This is a genomic window from Oceanobacillus sp. FSL W7-1293, assembly GCF_037969815.1.
GTDB lineage: Bacteria > Bacillota > Bacilli > Bacillales > Amphibacillaceae > Oceanobacillus > Oceanobacillus oncorhynchi.
This window is the reverse complement of record NZ_CP150212.1, coordinates 4,194,110-4,218,639: the sequence shown is the minus strand read 5'-3', so window position 1 is coordinate 4,218,639 and position 24,530 is coordinate 4,194,110. Positions and strand designations below refer to the sequence as shown.

General features: G+C 37.0%; 20 protein-coding genes. 17 read left to right on the top strand and 3 right to left on the bottom strand.

Annotation, left to right across the window (positions count from 1 at the left end; translation table 11 throughout):
- The first annotated feature begins 346 nt into the window (after positions 1–346).
- The 12 genes from MKY65_RS20400 (at position 347) to MKY65_RS20345 (ending at position 14,522) form a co-directional block, all read left to right on the top strand.
- Positions 347–790, top strand: coding sequence for an SRPBCC family protein (locus MKY65_RS20400; RefSeq protein ID WP_332094433.1), 444 nt, complete (start codon positions 347–349; stop codon positions 788–790).
- A 344-nt stretch (positions 791–1,134) separates the two neighbouring features.
- Positions 1,135–1,926 (top strand): MerR family transcriptional regulator, encoded by a 792-nt coding sequence (locus tag MKY65_RS20395; RefSeq protein ID WP_339180141.1) that lies wholly within the window; start codon positions 1,135–1,137, stop codon positions 1,924–1,926.
- On the top strand, positions 1,919–2,854 hold the full coding sequence (locus MKY65_RS20390; RefSeq protein ID WP_339180140.1) for an ATP-binding cassette domain-containing protein: 936 nt from the start codon (positions 1,919–1,921) through the stop codon (positions 2,852–2,854). The genes MKY65_RS20395 and MKY65_RS20390 overlap by 8 nt, the downstream gene beginning before the upstream one ends.
- Entirely contained in the window at positions 2,851–3,621 is a 771-nt protein-coding gene (locus MKY65_RS20385; protein WP_339180139.1) for an ABC transporter permease, read from the top strand. The genes MKY65_RS20390 and MKY65_RS20385 overlap by 4 nt, the downstream gene beginning before the upstream one ends.
- Before the next feature lie 75 nt (positions 3,622–3,696).
- On the top strand, positions 3,697–4,776 hold the full coding sequence (locus MKY65_RS20380; RefSeq protein ID WP_339180138.1) for a hypothetical protein: 1,080 nt from the start codon (positions 3,697–3,699) through the stop codon (positions 4,774–4,776).
- A 256-nt stretch (positions 4,777–5,032) separates the two neighbouring features.
- Positions 5,033–7,648 carry a phosphoenolpyruvate synthase gene (gene ppsA / locus MKY65_RS20375; protein WP_339180137.1) on the top strand — a complete coding sequence of 872 codons (2,616 nt, stop codon included), beginning with the start codon at positions 5,033–5,035 and terminating at the stop codon, positions 7,646–7,648.
- Positions 7,649–8,200: 552 nt separating this feature from the next.
- Positions 8,201–8,380 carry a hypothetical protein gene (locus tag MKY65_RS20370; RefSeq protein WP_339180136.1) on the top strand — a complete coding sequence of 60 codons (180 nt, stop codon included), beginning with the start codon at positions 8,201–8,203 and terminating at the stop codon, positions 8,378–8,380.
- A gap of 347 nt (positions 8,381–8,727) precedes the next feature.
- Positions 8,728–9,702: a LacI family DNA-binding transcriptional regulator gene (locus MKY65_RS20365; RefSeq protein ID WP_339180134.1), complete on the top strand. Its 975-nt coding sequence runs from the start codon at positions 8,728–8,730 to the stop codon at positions 9,700–9,702.
- A gap of 13 nt (positions 9,703–9,715) precedes the next feature.
- On the top strand, positions 9,716–10,603 hold the full coding sequence (gene rbsK / locus MKY65_RS20360) for a ribokinase (protein ID WP_339180132.1): 888 nt from the start codon (positions 9,716–9,718) through the stop codon (positions 10,601–10,603).
- Positions 10,604–10,759: 156 nt separating this feature from the next.
- A complete protein-coding gene (rihC, locus tag MKY65_RS20355; protein WP_339180130.1) occupies positions 10,760–11,680 on the top strand; it encodes a ribonucleoside hydrolase RihC in 921 nt (306 codons plus the stop codon).
- 30 nt (positions 11,681–11,710) lie between these two features.
- Positions 11,711–13,132 carry a C4-dicarboxylate transporter DcuC gene (dcuC, locus tag MKY65_RS20350; RefSeq protein ID WP_339180127.1) on the top strand — a complete coding sequence of 474 codons (1,422 nt, stop codon included), beginning with the start codon at positions 11,711–11,713 and terminating at the stop codon, positions 13,130–13,132.
- Positions 13,133–14,057: 925 nt separating this feature from the next.
- Positions 14,058–14,522, top strand: coding sequence for a YehR family protein (locus tag MKY65_RS20345; protein ID WP_339180124.1), 465 nt, complete (start codon positions 14,058–14,060; stop codon positions 14,520–14,522).
- Positions 14,523–14,735: 213 nt separating this feature from the next.
- Here MKY65_RS20345 and MKY65_RS20340 read toward each other — a convergent pair whose 3' ends face one another.
- The gene (locus MKY65_RS20340) at positions 14,736–15,326 is read right to left on the bottom strand and encodes a DUF4352 domain-containing protein (protein ID WP_339180121.1); all 591 of its coding nucleotides are present in this window, start codon (positions 15,324–15,326) and stop codon (positions 14,736–14,738) included.
- A 1,174-nt stretch (positions 15,327–16,500) separates the two neighbouring features.
- Here MKY65_RS20340 and MKY65_RS20335 point away from each other — a divergent pair.
- The 5 genes from MKY65_RS20335 (at position 16,501) to MKY65_RS20315 (ending at position 22,549) form a co-directional block, all read left to right on the top strand.
- Entirely contained in the window at positions 16,501–18,528 is a 2,028-nt protein-coding gene (locus MKY65_RS20335; protein WP_339180118.1) for an adhesive domain-containing protein, read from the top strand.
- An 88-nt stretch (positions 18,529–18,616) separates the two neighbouring features.
- Positions 18,617–20,314: a hypothetical protein gene (locus MKY65_RS20330; RefSeq protein WP_339180117.1), complete on the top strand. Its 1,698-nt coding sequence runs from the start codon at positions 18,617–18,619 to the stop codon at positions 20,312–20,314.
- 95 nt (positions 20,315–20,409) lie between these two features.
- A complete protein-coding gene (locus MKY65_RS20325; RefSeq protein ID WP_339180115.1) occupies positions 20,410–20,925 on the top strand; it encodes an alpha-glucosyltransferase N-terminal domain-containing protein in 516 nt (171 codons plus the stop codon).
- 146 nt (positions 20,926–21,071) lie between these two features.
- On the top strand, positions 21,072–21,902 hold the full coding sequence (locus MKY65_RS20320) for a glycosyltransferase (protein WP_339180112.1): 831 nt from the start codon (positions 21,072–21,074) through the stop codon (positions 21,900–21,902).
- 56 nt (positions 21,903–21,958) lie between these two features.
- Positions 21,959–22,549 (top strand): class D sortase, encoded by a 591-nt coding sequence (locus tag MKY65_RS20315; protein ID WP_256705118.1) that lies wholly within the window; start codon positions 21,959–21,961, stop codon positions 22,547–22,549.
- A 9-nt stretch (positions 22,550–22,558) separates the two neighbouring features.
- On the opposite strand, the gene MKY65_RS20310 is transcribed toward MKY65_RS20315, so the two are convergent.
- Complete coding sequence (locus tag MKY65_RS20310; protein WP_339185329.1) at positions 22,559–23,326, bottom strand: sodium/glutamate symporter; 768 nt, start codon at positions 23,324–23,326, stop codon at positions 22,559–22,561.
- A 142-nt stretch (positions 23,327–23,468) separates the two neighbouring features.
- Complete coding sequence (locus MKY65_RS20305) at positions 23,469–24,191, bottom strand: GntR family transcriptional regulator (RefSeq protein ID WP_339180108.1); 723 nt, start codon at positions 24,189–24,191, stop codon at positions 23,469–23,471.
- Positions 24,192–24,530 lie beyond the last annotated feature (339 nt).

The following is a 24,530-nucleotide window of genomic DNA, read 5'->3' as shown; positions in this document are numbered from 1 at the left end:
TTAGGCTGGTAATTGGCTGTATTATGTCCGGATTGGACTCCCCTTAATACAGCCAATTTTCTACCTATAACTTTTCAGTTACAATAAAGTTGCGAAATTCTATCCCTTTGGATTCTTTATTGTCCAAAGGGATTTATTATGGTGAAAATAAGGTAACTGACCAATAATTTGACTATATTATTGAAAAAGAAAATCATCCTTAGGAAATGAAATATGTTGGAGAAATAAATAGAGATAGTGACAAGGTATACTTAAACTAACTGGTAATTTAGTAAAATAAGAAAGAGCATCGTAGGGTATAATGATAAAGAAATATTAAATTATTTGAAGGAGAGTTGATTTTGTTATGGACACGCAAGTAACTACAAAATTTAAAATACATAAGCCAGCTAATGAGGTGTTCGAAGCAATCGTAGATCCTTTGAAAATCGGAAACTTCTGGTTCTCCTCGAGTTCCGAAAGATGGGAACAGGGCAAATCCATTACGTTGAGATATGATGAATATGGAGCAGAAGGTATAATACATGTATTAACAATCGAGGAAAACAAGAAAATCAAATTTTCATGGGGGGAAGAAACCAATGAAGAAACAGTTGTTAGCCTTACCCTAAAAGAGTTTGAAAATACGAGTACCATTATTGAAGTGAACGAATCAGGTATTAATGAACATGATCCGGAAGCAGTAAACAAAATGCTGGGACAAAAAGAAGGCTGGGTATATATGTTAACTTGTTTAAAGGGCTATTTGGAACATGGAATTCGTGATTTGAGAGCATCCTTAGTTCATTAGATAGAAGTAGCTTCCGTAATTATCTTGCCTTATTGAACGAATGGATGAGTTTACTTAAATTCTGTAAATTGTCATGATGTAAAGTTAAGAATTATACGCCTATGCTGCGTGTGGATGGTTATGTTAGGTATCGTAAAAACCTAGCTAAAAAACACGGAGGCAAGGTCAGCAGCATAATAATCCCTTCCTGTTCTGAAATGCACAGAAAGGGTTATTTTTTGTTGAATTTTTATCGTAACACCTCGCTTAAGCCGGTACATAATGAAAAAATAAAATAGTCCCATTTTACGTGCTTGCAAATGACGTTGCGTAATGTGATTTAATATTAATTAGGAGGTGTATTCATGGATAAGAAAAGGAAGTTTTCGATTGGAGAAATTTCCAAACTGACTGGTGTCACCGTCCGGACGTTACAATATTACGATAATATTCAATTAGTGCCATTACAAAAAAGCGAAACAAGCAGACGGAGATATTACACAGAATCAGACTTAACCAGGCTGCAGCAGGTTCTGTTCTATAAATCATTAGGATTAAAAATCAAAGATATCACGAAGCTGTTAGAAGAAACCACAACTGCTGAGCAGCTTCGTCACGTATTAGAAAAACAGCGGGAAATTTTTTATTATAAGCTGCATGATATCAAAAGCAATATTGCGATGATTGAAGCGAGCTTGGCTGGAATTGAAAAAAATGATTCTCTTACTTTAGGGAATTTGGTGCAATTAATTATCTCTTTAAACAAGGACACCGTTTATCAATATAAAGATGTTTCCTTTGATAAAAAATCAGAAGATACCTTTATAGAGCACTATCAGAACGAGGAAGCGATTTTAGAAGTATATTGGGACTGGAAAGCGCTGATATTAGAAGCGGTCGCGCATATATTGAATGATATTCAGCCAGAGAGTGAGCAAGGACAAGACTTTGCCAAAAGATGGATCGAGATGGTTGTAAGTATTTCAGGAGGGAGTCAGGAGCTGCTCGATGTTTATAAAGATTCCTATAAAAATCGGGAGCAATGGCCAAAGGAGGACCGGCAGCTGATTGACTTTACCAATGCGTTTATCGATAAGGCGGTAGATCACTACCTATCCGCAGGCAATTCTGACGATTGGAGGAACACAAATGATTGAAATGAAGCATTTAACGAAAACATTTAAGGATAAAATCTCTGTCAATCAATTATCTCTGGTCATTCAACCAGGTGTGGTGACAGGCTTTTTAGGTCCAAACGGTGCAGGGAAATCCACAACAATGAAAATGATTTTGGGACTGATGAACCCGAGCAGGGGCAGTGTAACGATTGATGGAAAGGCCTATAAAGATTTGAAGCTTCCTATCTCTAAAGTAGGAGCCTTAATTCATGGAGACGCAGTAAATCCAAAACTAACTGCCAGGCAGCATTTAGAAATCCTCGCTTCAGCTAGCGGTATTTCCAAAAAGCGAATAGATAGCATGCTGATGAAAACCGGGTTGGAAAATGTAAAAGACAAACCAATCGGCACATTCTCCTTAGGAATGAAACAGCGCTTAGGGATTGCGGCTGCTCTTCTGGGAAATCCGGAAACAGTCATCTTAGATGAACCCTTTAACGGATTGGACGTAGACGGGATTCACTGGTTGCGTAAATTAGCAAAGAAGCTGGCACGGGAAGGGAAAGCAGTACTCGTGTCCAGTCACCTCATGAGTGAAATGCAAATGATCGCGGACCGAATGATTATCCTTGCCCAAGGAAAATTAATTGCGGATATGACCATCGATGAATTAGCAGAAAACAGCCTCGGTTCCTTTGTGAAAGTAAGCTGTGAAGATAATCATAAATTACAGCGTTTATTAGCTGCAAAAGGGGCAGTGGTGAAACAGGTAAAAAACGACGTGCTGCAGGTTCAGCAATTAGATATAAAACAAATTGGATTAACAGCGAAGGAAGGACAGCTTGCTTTATACGAATTAACGAAGGTACAGCCTTCCTTGGAACAATTATTTGTAGAATTAACAAAAGGAAAAGCAGATTACGTTTCAACGGATAACCTGATAGCGAAAGGAAGGGAAAGCGAATGAGGAATATCATTCAAGCAGAATATAAAAAGATTTTCTTTCTTACCTTTTCCAAAGTCTTTTTGACTTTTACCATTGGAATCAGTTTATTGATAGGGGTTATCTTTGCTGTAACAACCAACGTCACACAGGGTACGGCAATTACAGATTTATCCGTTATGGAGGTTGTTTCCGCAAATATGTTAGGCGTGGATTTAGCCAGTATTTTGCTGATTATTTTCACTGCGTTAACGATATCAAGGGAATTTACCGCAGAAACGATTTACACTTCTTTAGCAGCCGTTCCGAATCGGAAAAAATTGTTTCTGGGAAAATATATTATCTTTTTTCTACTGTCCATAGCAGTGAGCGTCCTGATTGTAGTACTCACTTACCTGTCCAGCCAACTCATTCTGATGGCAAATAACATGTCATTTGCCAGCTTAGCCGATTCGGATATCCGGCAATTTGTTTTTGGAGTCTTGCTGATGCCGATATTTTATTGCCTGCTTACCGTTGCAGCAACGATTCTTTTCAAGAACAGCGGTGGAGGAATTGCATTTTCTATCATCATTTTGGCAATCCCGGCACTGATTCAAATGTTTCCCGATTCGCTCCAAAAAATCTTTCTTCCGCTTTTGCCTCAATCGGCAATACACAGTTTATCTGGTACAGCTGGAGCAGAATCGTTTGAAGCAACCGGTGCGATTACCAGTATGACCATATTGATTCTTTGGCTGGCCATTACATCTGTTATAGCTATCTTGTCATTTCAGAAAAGGGATTTTTAATCTATTATGGGACGTAGAAGAAAAGTTTTTTCTATAGATTATTATTCATAAAACTTATTTAACCTGGAGAGAACAATGAATATAAAGAAGATATATCTAATTCTATTAAATTTGCTGCTTGTATTCTTTTTGATATTTTTGCTTTCTGTAGAGCAATTAAACTTATATGCAGTCATCTATGCTGTGGTGGCAGTGCTTCTGATTGGCCATCTTTGGTTATCGCAGAATAAAAAAACAATAAAGATCATTTTGACGATTATTTATTTACTCATTATGTCTGCGCAACAGGTGTTTAATACCTTATTTGTATTTTCTGGTATAGATACAGGCATGGTATTTCTAATAAAGAAAATGATTGCGGTTATTTTTATGCTGGTTCCTTTTTTTGTTTTGTATTTTAATTATCTGTATACGATACAAAACGTCTTTTCCCAATCTGTAAAGGACGCCACTGCAATCAGTTTTAACACGATGAAAGAAATGCAAAAAAGTACAGTCAGCTTGGGGGATAAATTAAAGAAAGGCAGAAATTCCTTATCCCGGGAAAACCTAAATGAAATCATGGAGGATATTCCGAGGCACAGCTATACGAAATATTTAAATAAATATACCTTAACCGATGCCTTCTTTGCGGAATGTCAGCGGAGTTTAGCTGATGAACATTTGTATATTGTCATTTCAAGTACCGGAAGTCCTGCAAGTGAACTGATCTCTGTCTTTACACAAAAAGTTTATAATCATGTTTCACTTAGCTTTGACAGAGACTTAAAAACGATTGTGAGCTATAACGGCGGAGAAAAAGTTTCCCCACCCGGCCTGAACCAAGAACAGTTAGCACAATTTCACAAAAAGGACGATGCGGAAATATTAGTCTACAGCCTGGAGGCTTCAAAGGCACAAAAAGAAATAATTATGGATAAAATAAAGGAAATTAATGGAACAGGCAGTGCGTATAATTTTGTCGGGCTGGTTACCAAATTCTCTATTCGTCCCAATATTATGTTTTGTTCCCAGTTTGTATATAATATGTTGAAAATAGCCGGCTTGGAATATTTCCAGAGCCCTGCCACTAAAATAAAGCCGACCGACTTAGTGGAAAAAGATTATTATAGAAAATTGGCATTTTGTTATCAAATCAAATTTAATGAGTTGTAGAATGTTTGGTTGATTATTGAATCACAGGTTAGAAGAAAAAATGTATAACTATATGTATTGCAGATTAAAAGGGATATGAGCTGCTGTACGTGGAGAAAAACAGGTGATTAGATTAAGGTCTGGCTACCTTTAAAAAATGGAACGCTAACTCTTTCTAGTTTAATTATAGCATATACAAAAAAGTAAATATAGACTGTTTATTCCCAGTTACTGCTGTTAAAATCAATAGAACCATAGCGAATAGGAGAGATGTCGAATGCGTTCTTTGGTTATCGGTTTTCAGGAAATGGACAAAACACAGCTTATGAACGTTGGTGGCAAGGGGCTAAATTTAGGAGAGTTATCAAAAATTCCGGGGATAGAGGTGCCGGAAGGATTTTGTATCACGACAGCTGGATATCAAAAAGCCATCCAAAAAAATGGTCGATTTAAAGAATTACTGCACCAGTTAGCAAGATTAAATGCAGCGGATCGAGAGCAAATTAGTGAACTCTGCAAAAAGATACGGCAAACCATTATAGAAGCAGAAATCCCTTCTGATATGGTGCAAGAGGTTACCAGCAAACTCTCTAAATTTGGCGATAGACATGCCTATGCTGTTCGTTCCAGTGCCACTGCTGAGGATTTGCCTTATGCTTCCTTTGCCGGTCAGCAAGACACGTATTTAAATATCATCGGAAAAGAAGCTATCTTACAGCATATCCGAAAATGCTGGGCTTCCTTATTTACGGATCGTGCAGTGATCTACCGGATACAAAATGCATTTGCTCACAATCAAGTTTATTTATCTGTTATCATTCAAAGAATGGTGTTCCCGCAGGCTTCAGGTATTTTATTTACGGCAGATCCCATCTCCTCCAACCGAAAACTGCTATCGATTGATGCTGGTTTTGGGCTAGGAGAAGCGCTGGTTTCCGGCTTGACATCAGCTGATTGCTATAAAGTAGAAGAAGGGAAAATTATAGATAAGATGATAGCCGATAAAAAATTAGCTATCTATGGACGAAAAGATGGAGGGACAAATACACATCAGCTGAATCCGGAACAACAAAAGGCTCAAACACTTACAGATCAACAAATTTTACAGCTGGCCAGTATCGGACGTGAAATTGAAGCTTCCTTTGGAATGCCGCAAGATATTGAATGGTGTTTGGTTGATGATACATTTTATATTGTCCAGAGTCGTCCTATTACGACGTTATATCCCGTCCCTGAAGTGCATGATGCAGAAAAACATGTTTATGTATCTGTCGGCCATCAACAAATGATGACGGATCCTATGAAGCCATTAGGAATTTCCTTCTGGCTGTCAACAACTCCAGCACCAATGCATCAAGCTGGGGGGAGATTATTTGTTGATATTGCACCGCGGCTGGCTACACCTGACAGCAGACAAACGCTGATAGAAACCCTTGGAGAGTCTGACCCGCTGATAAAAGATGCCTTAATGACTATTATTGGTCGGGGAGATTTTAGCAAACCTTTGCCAAATGGCGATCATGAACCAGCAGTCACCAATCGTGATAAAGCGATGGATTCGATCGGTTTTCACTCACAAATTGAAAATGACTCCACGATTGTCTCTGACTTAATCAAAAGCAATCAAGCACCTGTAGATGAATTAAAACAGACTATCCAAGCCTATTCAGGAGCGGATTTATTTGATTTTATTCTGGAAGACCTTCAGCGATTAAAGAAAATCTTATTTGATCCGCAAAGCTCGAAAGTAATCATGACTGCTTTAGAGGCTCCTGTATGGATTAATAAAAAAATGGAGAAATGGCTGGGAGAAAAGAACGTGGCAGATATACTGTCGCAATCTGTACCAAACAATATTACTTCAGAGATGGGACTGGAATTATTAGATGTGGCAGATGTCATTCGCCCTTACCCGGAAGTAATTGCGTATTTACAAGGCGTTAAAGAGGATGATTTTCTAGATAAATTGACCGAATTTGAAGGTGGCCAAGAGGCTCAACATGCCATTTATGCTTATCTAAACAAATATGGTATGCGCTGTGCCGGGGAAATCGATATTACAAAAACGCGTTGGAGTGAAAAACCGGTTATACTCGTCCCGATGATTCTCAATAATATTAAAAACTTTGAAGCTGGTGCCAGCAAAACAAAATTTGAGCAAGGACGGCAAAATGCTTTCAAAAAAGAACAAGAGCTTCTTGGACGCTTGGAACAATTACCCGATGGGAGACAAAAAGCGAAAGAAGTGAAGCGGGTAATTCGTTTAATGCGGAATGTTATTGGTTATCGGGAATATCCGAAATATGGCTTTATTAGTCGTTATTTCATTTATAAACAAGCTTTGCTAAAAGAAGCTGAACGGCTCGTACAAGCGGATATTATTTATGAAAAAGAAGATATATACTACCTTACTTTGGAAGAACTTCATGAAGCTGTACGAACAAACAACTTGGATTATCAGATTATCAGTGAACGGAAAAAAGCATATAAATCATACGAAAAACTGACTCCGCCACGTGTGATGACATCAGATGGTGAGATCATTACAGGTGATTATAAAAGAAAAAATCTCCCTGCTGAGGCAATAGTAGGTTTGCCTGTTTCTTCAGGAGTTGTAGAAGGAAGAGCACGTGTTATTTTAAATATGGAAGAAGCCAACTTGGAAGAAGGAGATATTTTAGTTACTGCCTTTACAGATCCCAGCTGGACACCATTGTTTGTTTCTATTAAGGGACTCGTTACAGAAGTTGGCGGGCTGATGACGCATGGAGCCGTTATTGCAAGAGAATATGGTCTTCCAGGAGTGGTTAGTGTAGAAAATGCAACGAAGCTGATTAAGGATGGACAACGAATTCGCGTGCATGGAACAGAAGGATATATCGAAATATTATAATTGTTGAGGATGTTATAGTAAGAGAGATGTTTTAAGGCTTTTTGTTCAATTTAATATTTTACGGAGATTGGCTACTGTTTGACAAAACTGAAAATGCTTTATGCAACACTACTGAGGCAAAAGCATCAAAGCATGAAATGGCAGGTAGTTATGTGAAAATACGATTTATAAGTACCTTTTCTGTACAATACGAAGGGTGTAATTCTTTAATAAGGTATAGCCTATGTTTATTATGCTAATCAGCAGTTTATTGAAAATCACTATTACTCCTATATATTAATAAAGTCTAGATTGAGTCCCTTTAGATATGATTATCTAAAGGGGGTTTTTATGTCTGCACTTTTTTGAACTTGGCAAGATTTTGAAGAATAAAATAAATCAAAAGAACAAAAAGCTAAAGCGAAAAAAGAAGTGTAAATTAAAGTCCCCTTGCTGCTCTTTTTTGTCAATTATAAATTGTTGGTATGTTACATCCCACTATCACATGATATGTTTCCTTCAAAGTAAAGAAATTATTTATTCTTTCTCTGTCTACTACAAAGGGAGCATATCATGATTATTAATACTTTTAGCAGCTTTATATTTCTTGCGATGAACGGATCTGGTTATTATTTGCACGAACGCTTGCCGGACTTGCAACTGCAAGTTGAGTTACCTTTACTGCCTTATATCGGATTTATTTTTCAGAAGATGAAGTCCATGTTGCAATGGGAAGCATTTCTTTTACTTTAATATTTGCTCAATTTCTTGGGATGCTCTTTAGTGGTTTGATTATAGAAGGTTGGGGATGAAGAGCTCCTTTTTTGAGGGGGGGAACCTGTCCATCTTTTTTCGATATTTATTATCATTTAATGAACCATCAGCAAGAGGAAACAGAATCGCTGGATAGTTTTGTTCTTTGTGCGAAACGGTAAGAAATTAGCTGTAATGGAGAAATATACCCTGTAAAATATTAAAAATAAAAATCATTGACATTAAAATGAAATCGTTTTACAATGTTATGTAACGGGTTACATAAACTCGTTTTAAATTTACATCTATATGTAACGGGTTACATATTTAATAGAAGGAGGAATGTTATGGCGACTATCCGAGAGGTTGCGAAGCTTGCCGGTGTATCTGTTGCTACTGTCTCCCGTGTTATGAATAAAAATGGATATATCAATGAAAAAACAAAAGAAAAAGTAGAAGCTGCAATTAAAGAATTAGATTATCGTCCAAATGATGTAGCCAGGACTCTTTTTAAAGGGACATCTAAAATGATTGCATTATTTGTACCGGATATTATGAACCCATTCTTTCCTGAGCTGGCACGTGCGGTGGAGGATACTGCAAATAAGTCAGGCAATACTTTTATTCTTTGTAATACGGACAACAATCGGGAGAAGGAAATGAAATACCTGCATGCTCTGCTGCAAAAAACAATTGGCGGTGTGGTAATGGTTTCAAGCTCTATACCTTTAGAAACGCTGAATAAAGTAAACGTTCCAATTGTTGCGCTAGACAGAGAAATTATGGATATGATTTCTGTTACGGTTAATAACCGGACCGGTGCGGTAGAAGCAGTGCGGCATCTGCAGGAGTCAGGCTGTAAAAGGATTGCACATATAAGTGGACCGGAAGATACAACAAGTGCAATAGAGCGTAAAAAAGGTTATTTGGAAGCAGTGGAACAAGAGAATTGGTTTTCAGAAGATTTTATTGCCCCGGGAGAATATACCTTTGAGGATGCCTATCAGGCAGCAAAGAAATTAATAAAAAAACACCCTGAAATTGATGGTATTTTTGCTGCGAATGATTTAATGGGGGTAGGTGTTTTAAAGGCTGCTGAAGCTTTGAACCTGCGTGTTCCAGAAGATTTATCTGTTATTGGATTTGATGGGATTGAATTAGGAAAAATTACAACACCGGCACTGACAACAATGGGGCAGCCCATCTATGAAATTGGGCAGCGGGCTGCTGAAATAATTATTGACCGGATGGAAAATAAGCAGAAGGAAATTACTTCTAAACAATACACTGTTCAATTAATCAAAAGACAATCAACAAAGTAAGGGAATGAATTGTATGAAAAAAAATCCAAGAGTCTGTGTTGTCGGGAGTATCAATATGGATATGGTAACAACAACGGATAAAATGCCTGAACAGGGAGAAACGGTACTTGGCGAATCGTTTACAACCTATCCCGGCGGTAAAGGAGCAAATCAGGCAATTGCAGCAGCCAGGCTGGGGGCAGAGATTGTTATGGTTGGAGCTGTTGGTGACGACTCATTCGGAAAAAATTTAAAAGAACGATTTGGTGATGAAGGCGCTAAGGCGGAAGCAGTTATAACAGTTCCTCATGAATCAACTGGTACAGCAACCATTGTTCTTTCTGATGGGGATAATCGAATTATTGTTGCTCCAGGAGCAAATAAATATGTAACACCGGAACTGGTGAAAGATAAACAGGAAATTATTCTTTCCTGCGATATCATATTAATGCAATTTGAGATACCAATGGAAACAATTGAGTATACGGTAGAACTTGCGTATAAACATGGAATTCCTGTTGTTATTAATCCGGCCCCATATAACAAGAGTTTGGAGAACGTTGTAGAAAAAGCAACGTTTATTACACCGAACGAATCAGAGCATTCGGCAATGAAGCAATCCATAGATACTTTATCTATAAAAAAGAAGATTATAGAGACAAAAGGAGAACACGGTGTTGCCTTCACCTTACCGGATGGGAAAGAGAAGACAATTTCTTCTTTTCAGGCAAAGGTAAAGGATACTACTGGAGCAGGAGATACCTTTAACGGAGCCTTTGTAACGGAATATGCAAAAGAAAAAGATATAGAGAAAGCAATTGAATTTGCAAATGCCGCAGCCTCTTTAGCTGTAGAGAAAATTGGAGCTCAGGAAGGAATGCCGACAAGAGCAGAGGTTATCAAAAGAATGAAGAATCAATAAAGCAGCAAGGTTTTCTCTCAGGTAAGAACAGTATTTATACAGAAGAAAGATACAGGCAGCTGTTAAGCTGAGAGAGAAGACGTCCTGCTTATTATAAAAATTTATTTATAAAATATTGAACAAAATTCAACTTAGAAAAATATTGGAGGAATTGTCATGAATAAGAAGCCAGTTATTATTGATACAGATCCAGGAATTGATGATGCAGTTGCGCTAGGAATTGCTTTATACAGTGAAGAACTCGATGTCCGCTTAATTACAACGGTAAATGGAAACGTCAGCTTGGAAAAAGTTACGTATAACATGCTCCGGTTAATGAAATTCTTTGATAAGCAGATTCCTATTGCCAAAGGTGCTGCAATACCATTAATCGTTGATCCAGTTGATGCCAGTGATATTCACGGAGAGACAGGCATGGATGGTTATGATTTTGAAGAAGCAGATGAAAGCCTTCTTTTAGATGAACATGCTGTAACTGCAATGAAAAGAGAGATTCTAACAAGTGATGAACCAGTGACAATTGTACCTATTGGTCCATTAACAAATATTGCATTGTTATTTAGAACTTATCCGGAAGTGAAGCAGAACATTAAGGAAATTGTCATGATGGGAGGTTCAACAGGCAGAGGGAATTCTTCGGTAATGGCTGAATTTAATATTTATGCAGATCCAGAAGCTGCTAAAATCGTTTTTGCAAGCGGTGTCCCTATTGCTATGGCTGGATTGGATGTTGGTCTAAAAGCACTTGTTTATCCGGAAGACAGCGAAGTTTTAAAAGATATGAATAAGACAGGAAATATGATTTATCATTTGTTTAAAAAATACCGGGGCGGGAGCTTCAATCATGGTTTGAAAATGTATGACAGCTGTGCAGTTGCTTATTTGCTAAAACCCGAGCTGTTTGAAGTAGCACATTCCTATGTCGATGTTGAATTAGATGGTGCTTTAACAAAAGGAACAACCGTTGTCGATTTAAAAGGAAAAATGAATAAAACGCCAAATGTAAACGTTTGTGTTGATATTGATGCGAAAGAATTTAAAAAATGGTTTATGAAAAGCATTCAAAAATGTAATTAAGCATTAACCATTCTTCGGAGGGAAGACATCATGTTAGATAATCTTATTATGTACGGTTCCGCTATTTTAGCCGTTGTCGTTATTGTCTATATGCTGATCAAAAAAATGGATATTAAAATTGCCTTATTTTTAATGGGGATTGTTCTGCTTTTGATTAGTTTAGTAATGGGAAAAGATATTGTATTTCAGGACTTTCAGTCAACCGGCTCAGCCCTGCTCGATCCATTACAGGTAATTGTTGAACAGTTCAAAGCAACACTGAGTTCAGCTGGATTAATTATTCTTATTCTTGGTGGATATACCGCTTATATGTCTTCCATTGGTGCGAATGATTTAACCGTTCAAGTATTGACAAAACCTATTAATAAAGTAAAATCAGTTTATTTTCTAGTTCCACTTACATTTTTGCTTGGAAACGTATTATCTTTGGTTATTCCAAGTGCGTCGACTTTAGCAATTCTGCTTCTTGCAACCTTGTATCCTGTTTTAAAACAAGCGGGGATGTCTACATTAAGTATTGGTGCTGTTATTGCCACCTCAGCAACGATCGTACCGACACCGCTGGGCAGTGATAACGTTGCTATCGCAGAGGAACTTGCTAAATATCCTATGTTTAATGATATGACGGTAACACAATATGTATTTAGCTATCACGCGCTTGTATCGATTCCTACCATTTTATTTATCGCGTTGGTTCACTATTTCTGGCAAAAACGAATGGATAAAAAAATGACGGCAGCGGAGTCGGAGGAACAGGTGGAATTAAAAGATATTGAAAAGGTAGAGGGTAGTAAACTTTATAAAACAGTTTATTCGATTCTTCCAGTATTTCCGATTATTATTTTACTCGTTTCTTTTATTGTTGAAATGACAACCTCAGCTACGATAGCTGTTAATGTAGAAATTGCTGTGTTAATTTCATTTATCCTGGCAATTGTCTGTGAATTGATTCGTCATCGTAAGGCGAAAGAGGTCTTTGCAAGCACAGAGAAATTCTTTACAGGAATGGGTAATATGCTCCCAGTAGTAGCATTACTGGTTGCTGCTTCTGTCTTTGTTGCAGGTTTACAATCGATTGGTTTGATTGACACATTGCAGGAAACAATGCAAAGCACACATGGCGAAGGAAACGGATTTATTCTGCCGCTTATTTTAGTAGCTGTCACAGCGTTAATAGTCCTGTTGAGCGGGAGCGGCATTGCCTTATTCTTTGCAATGGTTCCGCTGGTTGTACCACTTGCTGAGGCAGCAGGTATTAGCCCAATTGCTATCAGTGTTCCAATGGGGATGGCAGGAAACTTATTCCGGGCCGTATCGCCTGTAGCTGCTGTTATCTTAATTGTAGCTGGAACGTTAAAATTAAATCCAATTCATATTATTAAGCGTACTTCTGTACCGATGATATCAGGTGTTATATTTATGTTTGTGCTATCTATGATTCTTTTCTTGTAAATGTATAAAATGAAGCTTGCTTCTACTAGAGTTTTTACGGACGCTTATCTATGAAGAAATTTTAAAAGGAGCTGTTAGCAAATGCATAATATGCATTTTGCGACAGCTCCGGTTTTTATGTCTGCACTCTTTTGAACTTGGTAGGCTTTTGAAGAATAAAATGTAGGTCTGTTCAGAAATTCATAACTAAAAAGAGGGAAGAGTAAATTTTTAAATGAAGAGATTTAAAAATGAGTTAATTGAACAAGTTAAAGTTCCAGTATTGTTAAGTACCTGGGGAGAACAAAATCGTATTATTAAATTAAGATTCTATAAGAGGTCTCTCTACATAAAATCTTTTTATAATGTTTTCAAACCTTCCGTTATAAATAATCACCATACTAGGATCGATAATCACTAAACCAAAACAGAAATAAATATTACAATTCCTTTACTTTCTTTTATGAAATAGGTAAAAAGAGGTGGGAAGAGCACTTTGCAATGATAGCTATGAAATGAATAAGATAAGGAAGTTTCTTAATTATTTTAAATATAAAGGAACTAAAAATTAGGGAAAAGGACATAACACAATCGGGGGACAAGTCAGTTCGAATTAGGACTAGTGAAATTCGGCCTATTGAAAAATAATTTATAAATACATAATATTATGAAATAATATGAAAACCTTTATTTGAAAACTTCATAAGAAAGGAAGCGCACATATGAAAAAACGGTTATTCATCTATTTGGTTTTACTGAATTAGTATGACAAGAATTGCTTGTAATTCAGATGAAAAAAGCTCCGAACCAACTTGCCTTGTCTCTGCAGAGGAAGCTTCTCCTGAGATGCAAGTAATGCGGATCCGGGAAAAATATTGGACCGGATTTAAGTAAGGTAATGGAACCATGTAAAAAATATAAATTTGTGATGGATGGGAGAAAAAACATGATTAAACAAAAAACTTTTAGAATCATTGGAATGCTGGCTTTGCTTGTGGCATTAGCTGGACTCATGGCTTGTAACTCGGAAGAAACGGTCACACTCCAAAGTGAACAAAACGGAGTTATTATGAAAATTACATATGTAGCCGAGGGTGACGAAGTAATAGAACAATCTACCGAAAGTGAAATACCCTATTCTTCTTTAATGGTAACAACAAAAGAAGAGGCTCAAGCTATTCTCGAACCAATTGTTTCTGAAATTCAAGGAACAGAAGGGCTTGAACATAATATTGATTATCAAGATGATAAAGCTATCGAAACAATGACAATCGATTACACGACAGCTGATCTATCTGAAATATCAGCACTGCCCGGGTCTACCTTTGAAGGCGAAGAGGGCGCTGATACGGTCAGTTTGGAACAATCTGTAGAAATGATGGAGAGTCAAGGATTTGAAGTCGTAGAATAAAATAACCTAATAGAGGAGACCGTACCTGCGTTATATGATGGTACGGTCGTTTTGTCTATATCATTAAAATTTGAAACGCAGCAGCAATGCCCATATGGACTTATTTCTGAATAGCGATCTTTCTCTATTTTTAAAAAGATGTCATTCACAAAAAAATCCCTGGTACGATATGCCACGTCAGGGATAAGAGTGATGATTTAATTGATAATCTATTTATTGATTAGGGTTAGGCAATTCGAAATGTGTTTCTTCATCTGACATCATTTCAAATTTTAATAAAAAGGTATCGGCATAATTCACGTTTTCTACGTACACTAATGGTCCTGTTATTTCTTCTCCCGGAGCTAATTCTTCATCTGCTTCCGGAAAAAATTCATTATAAGAAATTTCCCCGCCGTCTTCATCTATTGCTGATAAGTTGGCAGAATACATATCATGAGGCACATAAGCTTCATCGCTGATATTTTTGAATGTAACGTCTGCCACGGCCAGCTTAAAATCATCGTCAGAAGTAGACATGACATCTTCCATTGGCTTCCCATTTGCTTCTTCAGCAAAGTAAAAATCATTTACAGTTACCTCGTAATCAAATTCGTATAAATCGCTGGTGATTACTGCTGTATCGCCGATACTGTATACCTCTTTTTGTTCTTCTCCTGAAGCGTCAAAAGTACCTTGTTCACTCTCTGCTGTTTCGCTGTTTTCTTCTTCAGCAGTATCAGCATTTTCTCCGCTACCACTGTCACTGCTGCATGCTGTCAATAATAAACTTAAAAATAATGCTGCCAGTAATAATTTTTTCAACTGGTTGTTCCTCCCAAATTTATTTTTTATAAAATTAATACTAGCAAAATATTGTTCTATATTCCATTGTTATTTTTAAATTTAGTTACTTCTCCTATAAAAGTGCCTATGCCGCTTCCTTTTTAATAAATGAAATAGAGAAATGAGGCAGGGAGCGCCTCTAGAAAGTTTCTATTTTCTCTTTGTTTGATTTTGCTTTTTAATTTGATACTGTCTGAGTTCTTTTCTCCATCGCAATAACTGCAAATTTTTCTAAATTTACTACCTTCTATTATTTTTAGTTATTTTTTGAAAATTTAAGAAAGAAATTGTATGGATAAGTTAGGTAAATTTATTGTCGAAAAGACAATAAAAGGGTCAAATTGACTGTTTTTTTTAGTTTATAAAATCGAATCTTTTAGAGATTTTATCTATGGTAAAAAGAAGTTACCTAAATATAGTAACAAGTCTAGTTGCGTTATCCCCATGAATTCAAGGTTTAATTAGACAAAAAAATTTAGGATTCTGTTGTTCATTCCTAGAGAAAGTTTTATTTTTTTAAGAAAAATTAAAAAGTTTGATTTAAGTAATTTGAATTGGTTTGAATAATTATATGAATCTGTTAAGTCTAATAACCTATTTATAAAGCAAATTTATAATAGTCATTAAGGAATAATTAACTATTTAAGTATATTTATAAATATCGAATAAACCTATAAAACTCTTAATTAGAGGGTAAAAAGATAAAATGAGAATGAATTTTCTTCAATAAGTAAAAAAGAATTATAAATTCGGGTGAAAAGACTGGGGTTCACAAGATTAAGAGGTTTAGATAGAATTGCCTTAATTAGCAGAAAGTTTAGATATACTTTTCTGCTACATAGATTTTCGTTGATAGATTGGAATCTCTGAAATTATCTATTCATAGTTTTTATTTAGAAGACTAGAAAAGAAGTTACTTTTTTAGGGTAATGAAAATTTAGGTCTTTTGTTGAATTATTATCTATCAACGAAAATGTTCTGAAATTTTTAATTTTAGCTAATATACATAATTAATCGTTTGATTGAATCAGTCATCTTTAGAAATTAGCTAAACGACAAGGGGGAGTTTGATTAGATAAAATACATATTAATCTTTTGTTGTTTTCGTCAAGTTAATGTTTATTTAGATAAAACAGAATGGAAGGATGAGACTTTGAGTAAAAAGAATTTTGACTATAAGCGTAAGATGCAAGCAAAAAAAGTAAGTAGATCGAGTAAAATGAGAAAGGTTTTTGCTTCTTCAGCAGCAGCTTCTTTATTAGCTTTTAATACATTACCTGCTGTAGCAAGTGCGTCGACAGCCGGGGAGACTTTGACAAATCCTAAAATCGCTAGTTCTTCTGCTATTTTTAATGTTGCTCCATTTGCTAGTTTGGCGGAAGTGCGGTTATTAGAGAATGTAAATGTTGATGCAACTTTAAACCAACCAGCAGCTGGGGAAGACTATGATTTAGCATTAAATCTAAGTGGTACAGGTGTTGCTAATGTTGAAGCACTTAATCCAGACCGAGTAGTTGCTTTCAGCATTCCTGAATTAGCTGGTCAAATGTATCAAAAAGGTTCAGCTGATGTAAGTGTCGATCTTACAGCAATTACAATGGATGATATTCCTGCAGTAGGCGGGCTTGTAACTACCTTAACGGGGGAATTAACTAGCACTGTGTCAGAAGTTTTAGACGTTGTAGATGACTTGCAAAGCAGTATTATTCCAGAACGTTTTCTTACTATCAATGGAGTAGATGAGTTAAGTGGCGCACTTGATGCACTAAATAACTTGGATAGTGCGTTAGCGGATTTACTACAGTACAATGATCAAGTTGATTATACAATAAATCCAGATGGTACAATTGTTGTAGAATTTACAGATGGTGTTGGCCAACATCTTGAAACAGCTGTTCAAGATGTTATTGTTGAAACACTGCAAAATGTTGTAGATGCTGCCAATGCTTTAGAAATTCAAATTTTACCTGGAGCTGAAAATATTCCTGGTGTTGGTCAAATTATCGGAGGATTGAATGAGACTGTTAACGGAGTCCTAGGGGCGGTGACTGATGTAGCAGGTGAAGCAAATGGACTTATTGATCAAATCACTAATGGAACGATTGATTTATCCAATGATCTTGCCAGTGTACAAGCAATTGGTTCAATGTCCGTTAACTTAAACGTAGGTGTAGAAAACCCTGCTGGTGTATCAGGTGAAGTTCCTGTACGTGGTGCTGGTCTAACTACTACTGCTATTGACGTAGACTTATTGAATGACTCAGAAGGTCAAGATACGATTGTCTTTGATGAAGAAGACGATTCCGATAGTGATTCCGATAGCGATTCCGACTCGGACAGCGACTCTGATTCCGATAGCGATTCCGACTCGGACAGCGACTCTGATTCCGATAGCGATTCCGACTCGGACAGCGACTCTGATTCCGATAGTGACTCTGACTCGGACAGCGACTCTGATTCCGATAGTGACTCTGACTCGGACAGCGACTCTGATTCCGATAGTGACTCTGACTCAGACAGCGACTCTGATTCAGACAGTGACTCTGATTCCGATAGTGACTCTGATTCCGATAGTGACTCTGACTCAGACAGCGACTCTGATTCGGACAGCGATTCGGATGCTGATGGAGATGCTGACACGGATGCACCAGAACTTAGCGATGTAGTAATTAGTGGAAATAGTGAAGATGGCTATGAAATTTCGTTCGTATCCGATGAAGAATTAGCTGATATAAAACTAATTGATGAAAATGGAAATGAAGTTGAAATTGAAGAAGTTATCTATGATGAAGAAACTGGCGAATACACCCTTGTTATTGCGGGAGACGAGGTTAATCAAGGAGATGTTCTGACATTAGTTGTTGCAGATGAAGCAGGCAATGTTAATGATGAGCATAAAGTAACTGTCCCTGCAGACGGTGGCTCTGGTTCAGGCGGAAATGATGGAGAAGGTGCAACTGCCACTCCTGGAAATGGATCAGGTTCTGGTTCTGGCTCTAACGGGACGCAAGGGCAATCTGGCCAAGGCTATAAAATTGAAAGTAGTCAAAACCAGCACGAAAGTCAGAAACTCCCAAGTACTGCAACATCCATGTGGACAATTGGGCTAGTTGGATTAGTTGCTGTAGCTGCTGGAGTAGGAGTAACATTATTCTCCAGAAGAAATAAAACGAATGAATAAATAAGTAGTACCAAAACAAAAGCAAACGTCAAAAGATGTTTGCTTTTGTCTACATAAAATAATGCTGCTTTTTAAAGTGTAGGAGGACATGATGATTACAGAGGAGAAAGTACCTTATCAACATTTTAAAGAACATCTTGAACCATTGAAAAATAATATAATAGAGGATGGAGAGACCTTTCAGCAAAGCAACGGCCAGGCCTCGCTGACTATCTTTTTATCAATTGGATTTGCGGAAAAACGTGCTGCCGTCTTCACTGCAAATGGGAAAAGTTTTTATCAGGCATGGGAGAATATAGAGAATCAGGGTAATTCCTATTTGAAAAAAACAAAAGAATTATTTACCTCTATAAAGATTGATATTGTTACCAACGTTATTCCTGTAACTATTCCTGAATTTATCAACCGAATTACAAAAACCAAGAAAAATTATTTTCGTCAAGGTGTCAGCTTCAGTAAGGATTTCAAACATGCATTTTTAGAACAAGAACTAAATGGAAATGCTGTGATTCAAATTGATAGAGAAACAAAACGCGGCTTTATCCATGAACAAAATTTACAAAAATATATTCAAAAACATAGACCAAATGTAAAGCAAGTTGATTTTAAGAAAGTAGAAAAAGTATATATTTTTGAAACACGAGGTTATTTTTATGAAAAAGGGAATTGCTATAAATTACACCAGGGTGAACGTGATAATGGGCGACGGGATACGCCATTAAATGCAGAAGAAGTCGACATGTTAATCAATAGCGGACAAAAATATTTAACTAGTTTAAGCAAACCCAATGGTAGGTTTGTATATGGTTTTTTCTCTTACTATGATAAAGAAATAAAGCACTATAATAGTCTTCGGCATAGCAGTACCATCTATTCTATGATTGAAGCCTATGAATTTTATCCCACAGAAGAAGCTGCAGATGCAATTGAAAGAGGGATTGATTATCTTATTCGTGAAAAACTATACGTCGATGAAGAGAAAGACATAGCTTATATCATTGATGGGGAACAAGCAGATAGGATGGAAGTGAAACTAGGAGCAATTGCTGCAGCAATATTAGCTATCACGAAGTACACAGAGGTCTTTGAGAATCTAGAACATATTCTAATCGCTCAGAAATTAGCACGAGGTATTCTTCAATTGCAGCAGGAAAATGGTAAATTTGTTCATATACTAGATTATCCATCTCTTGGGTTAAAAGAGGAGTTCCGTATTGTTTATTATGATGGGGAAGCTTGTTTTGCGTTGATGCGTCTTTATAAAATCGATCGTGATGAACAGTGGTTACAAGCAGTTGAAAAAGCATTTGACTATTTTATTGAAAGCGATCATTGGAAGCATCACGATCACTGGCTAAGCTATTGTACCAATGAGGTCACTCTCTATAAACCGGAACGTAAATATTATAAATTCGGCTTACAGAATGTACAAAATAGACTGGATTATATTTACAAACGAATCACCACATATCCTACTTTCCTTGAGTTGATGATGGCAGCTTATCAGATGGTTAATCGTATGAAAGCAGACGGATATGGGGACTTAATTAACGAATTAGATTTTGATGAATCGAAATTAGAAGCAACGATTCACCGAAGGGCAGAGTACCAGCGTAATGGTTTTTTCTATCCGGAACTGGCCATGTATTTTAAAAATCCGAAAAGAATCACCGGCAGTTTCTTCATTCGGCATCACTCCTTCCGAACGCGAATTGATGATGTGGAGCATTATTTATCTGGATATTGTGCATACTATAATTTATTTTTAAAACAGAATGAACAGTAATAATTTACAGTCTAAGCAAAGCTCTGCTATAGTTCTGCTAATATGTCAAAAGGAGCTTTGCTGACATTGTTTTGGATAGGGAAAGGGGATTATCATTGGAGAAGAAAAAAGTGTATTTCTTACATTCAAATATCGGGCAGCATCTTACTGGTGTTGAAAAATCAGCAATGAAACGCGGCAATATGTTTGTGAAATATTTAGATGTGGAACCTGTATTTGTTACAGTGAATAAAAACGTAAATATACATACAAATTGGGAACGCTATGTTGAAAATGGAATCGTTGACAGGGATATTTCCATGGTTAATTTATTCGAGTATTTTCAACGCAGTGAAGAGGGAAAGGACTTGCCCCCTTTTCAAATAAAAAAAGAACAAACATATGGGTATGAAGATGAAAAATCAGCAGAAAAACGACATATTCGTGTTTTTGATGCCAATAATAAACTTGTAAAGTATGTAATATATAAATCAAATAAGCTTTTAGATTATATTAATTATTTTCATAATGGTAAGAAAATCGTCCGTGATCGATTTAACCGGTTTGGCCAATTATCCCACACCGAATATTTACATGATGATAACACGGTGTACATGACGGAATACTTTTGATGTTTATGGCAAAAGGGTTATTATAAAGTACGATGACGGCCCTTATCTTATCAGTGATGGGAATGCTGTTTTTCAGACCGTGCTGCCAGATGAACAGGCCCTTATTCTTTATTTTTTGAAAGAAATAATCGGGCAAGAAGAATCTATTGTCATTATTTGATCGCAATAAAAGGTACAGCTCGATTTTTACAGGACAAAACCAGTTAAACGTGAAAACCATTTCTATGATTCATTCCACTTATTTTTCAAACATAGCATTTCGCTCCAAAATAAATAAGAATTATCAAGAAGTTCTTAATAGTCCATATAGCTTTGATAATATTGTTGTGTTAACAAATAATCAGAAACAAGATATTGAAAAGCGATTTGGCTTTAATAATTTGGCTGTTATTCCACACCCTTGCAAGATAACTGATAAAGTAGATCAAAAGAAGCCTGAAACCAATAAGCTGGTTTCTGTCGGACGTTTAGCTCCTGAAAAAAATATCAATCACTTATTGGAAGTTCTTTCTTTAGTGAAGCAACATATTCCAGAAGTAATATTAGAAATTTACGGAAGTGGAAAAGAACTACAGAATTTAAAGAAATTAGTTCAAAAGCTTGATTTAAAAAATAATGTAACATTTAAAGGATATGTAGACAATGTAGAGGACGTATACGCCTCCAGCGACTTATTCTTATTTGCGGGACAAGCTGAAGGATTCACCATGAGTGTTTTAGAAAGCTTAGCATGCGGTTGTCCTGTTGGCAGCTACAATGTCCGCTATGGTGTTGATGAAATGGTTCAAGAAGAAAAAAATGGTTTTCTTGTTGATTTTGGAGATAAGGAAAGTTTTGCTGAGAAGATTGTTACGTATTTAAATCAGACGAACGAAGAAAAGCAATATTATCGGCAGGCAGCCATACGCACAGCTGCTCATTATACGGAAGAAAAAGTAGCAGATAAATGGCAACAATTAATCAGCAGTCTGAGTTAGTTTTATTTAGAAGGTAATAAAAATGGTTAAGTTGATATGAAGAAGGGAGCATCACCATGAAACGTATCGGAATCCTCTTTATTATCATTGGCGTCGTCTGTCTAGGTGTTTTTGGTTATCAAATTATAGGACATGAGCAATCGCAAAAACAGTCTTTAGTTCAGGCGGAGGAAAGAATCGAGCAAGGAGTCAGCGAGCAGGATGACCCCGACCAGGATATAGAGAAAATCATAGAGGAGTTTAATTTAGAGACAGACGAAGCATTTGCCACCTTAGAAATCCCTAAACTGGGAAAAACATTGCCTATTGTCGAGGGAACTGACCCGGATTCATTAGAAAAAGGCGTTGGTCATCTATCCAATTCGGTGTTGCCAGGACAGGAGGAGCAAATTCTTCTATCAGGTCATCGCGATACCGTATTTCGTGATTTTGGAGAATTGGAGATAGGCGATACATTTGTCGTACAGATGCCTTATGGTGAGTATACGTATGAAATCAGGGAAACAGAAATTGTTCCTGAGGATGATACATCGGTTATCCGCGAGATGGGAGAAGAGGTATTAGTAGTTACGACCTGCTATCCATTCCACTTTGTAGGCAGTGCGCCCGATCGATTTGTTGCCTATGCTTACCCGGTTTCGGGGTAGGGTAGAAAGTTAGATGAAATAATTGATTTTATAGATGAAGGATAAAAGGAATATATTATATTGAGCGTGAGTGAGAGGCTGTTGCATGATTAGGTAATTAATTGTGCAGCAGCCTTTTTTTATCAATAAGGATATCATTTGTTGTATTGGGTGGTACAAGATGATTTTGACGTAATCTTTAACCTCGGATTCGCCATATTTCTTGGCTAAACCGCGTTTTAACCCATATTTCGCAAGAGGGACGCCAATTAAGAAGCAGGCAATAAAACCGATTGCCGCAAAGGTCAGGCCTACCATCGCTGCATTTTCTATTCCATACTGCTGTTCAAAAATAGATCCGAATGTTGCTGCCTGCCCGGGACCCTGCGTAAAGGCAAAGGGAATAAGCAGCCCGTATAGCGCATCCATTCCGAAATAACCGCCGACGAGTAAAATGACAACCGCACCAACAGCAGGGGTTAGTGCGTATAATAGATTCCAGAGCATGCCCATTCCGAGTGAGCCTCTGGCAATCTGCTTCCCGGCAGTATGGTCGTTGTTCGCCTTGTTATTGCTTGTTAACCCAATGGAGATGAACGTGATTGTAAATAACTGCGTGACAATTACAGTGAACATTTCGGCATTGGTTGCCTGGATAAGATTTGTATTCATGACAATCATGCCTAAAATACCAGCTATGACACTAGCAGGCACTAACATATTTCGAATAAAAGCTACTTTGGCCCGAATAATCATACCGGCGCAAAGCAGGATACTTGCGATACTGAATGCAATCATAAAACTCACATGGATGACCTCCCTAAAAAGGCTGTCTAATTTTGACTGCAAAAATATTATTTATATTTTATGCGATAGACACCAGTATTCTCAAGGGGGTCAGAATGTTCTAACCAGTTAAGAAACACTAAATATTCTATTTTTATTTGCTATTTCTCGACAAGGTTATTTTAAAGGAGTACATATCCGCCCGATAATAGGCTCTCTCAAATTCCACGAAGTCCCCATGGACATCGGTAATTTTTCTTTCTGCGATAATGATACTCGTCCCCTCAGGGATATTCAGTAACTCTGAATCATCCCGGGTGGAGATGCCCGCTCTGATTTCCTGCTCCGCCTGAAAGGTATTTACCTTTAATTCTCTTTCCAGCAGCTCATAGAATGCTTCTTCATCCAGATTAAATTGAGATAGCTTTTTCCCTAATGCCACAGGGTAATAATGCCTTTCAATTCCCATCGGAATATCATTTGCATACCTTATTCTTTTAAAGTGATATGCCTTATCTAAACCGGTCACCTCTTTTAATCTTCCAATTAACTCGATTTCCTGGGAGGCTACTAATCTGGCTCCCGGCGCCATCCCCATCTTCTCAATATTTTCCGAGGTGCTGTGAAGGCTGCCGAGCCAGTCATTAATCGTTCGAACGGCGATAAAGGTTCCTTTCCCCGGCTTTCTCACCAAGATTCCTTCCCGAACCAGCTGCTCGATACTTTGTCTTACCGTACTTCGGCTCACATAGTGTTCATCCATCAATTCTCTCTCGCTGGGAATCTTTTCGGCATAACCACCGTTATATATTTTCTGTTCGATGATTTGTTTTAACTGCACATGAAGCGGGATGGAGTTTGTATAGTCTAAGGTCATAGTTGTTTTTCCTTTCGTTGCTGTTTGACTTGTTGTTTCATTGGTATGCTTATTTTAGCATGTTTGAGAAGGAGGAGAGGGTAGAGAAAGTAGAAAGTTTGGATTGATGGAAATTCAAGGGAGGAATGTTTTTGTACATAATATGAGTTATTGATTATGTTTCGCAAACTATATTTTAGTCATCTATGTTGCATAAATAAAAAAATTAATTTGGCAAGCATTTTTAATAGAGAAATAAAGTTCCTAAGGTTCTGCACTTTGGAATTACAACCTTTAAATTCATAAAAAACCCCTTTTAATAAGGATAGGTAGTTCTATTCAAACTCCAATTATAAGGAG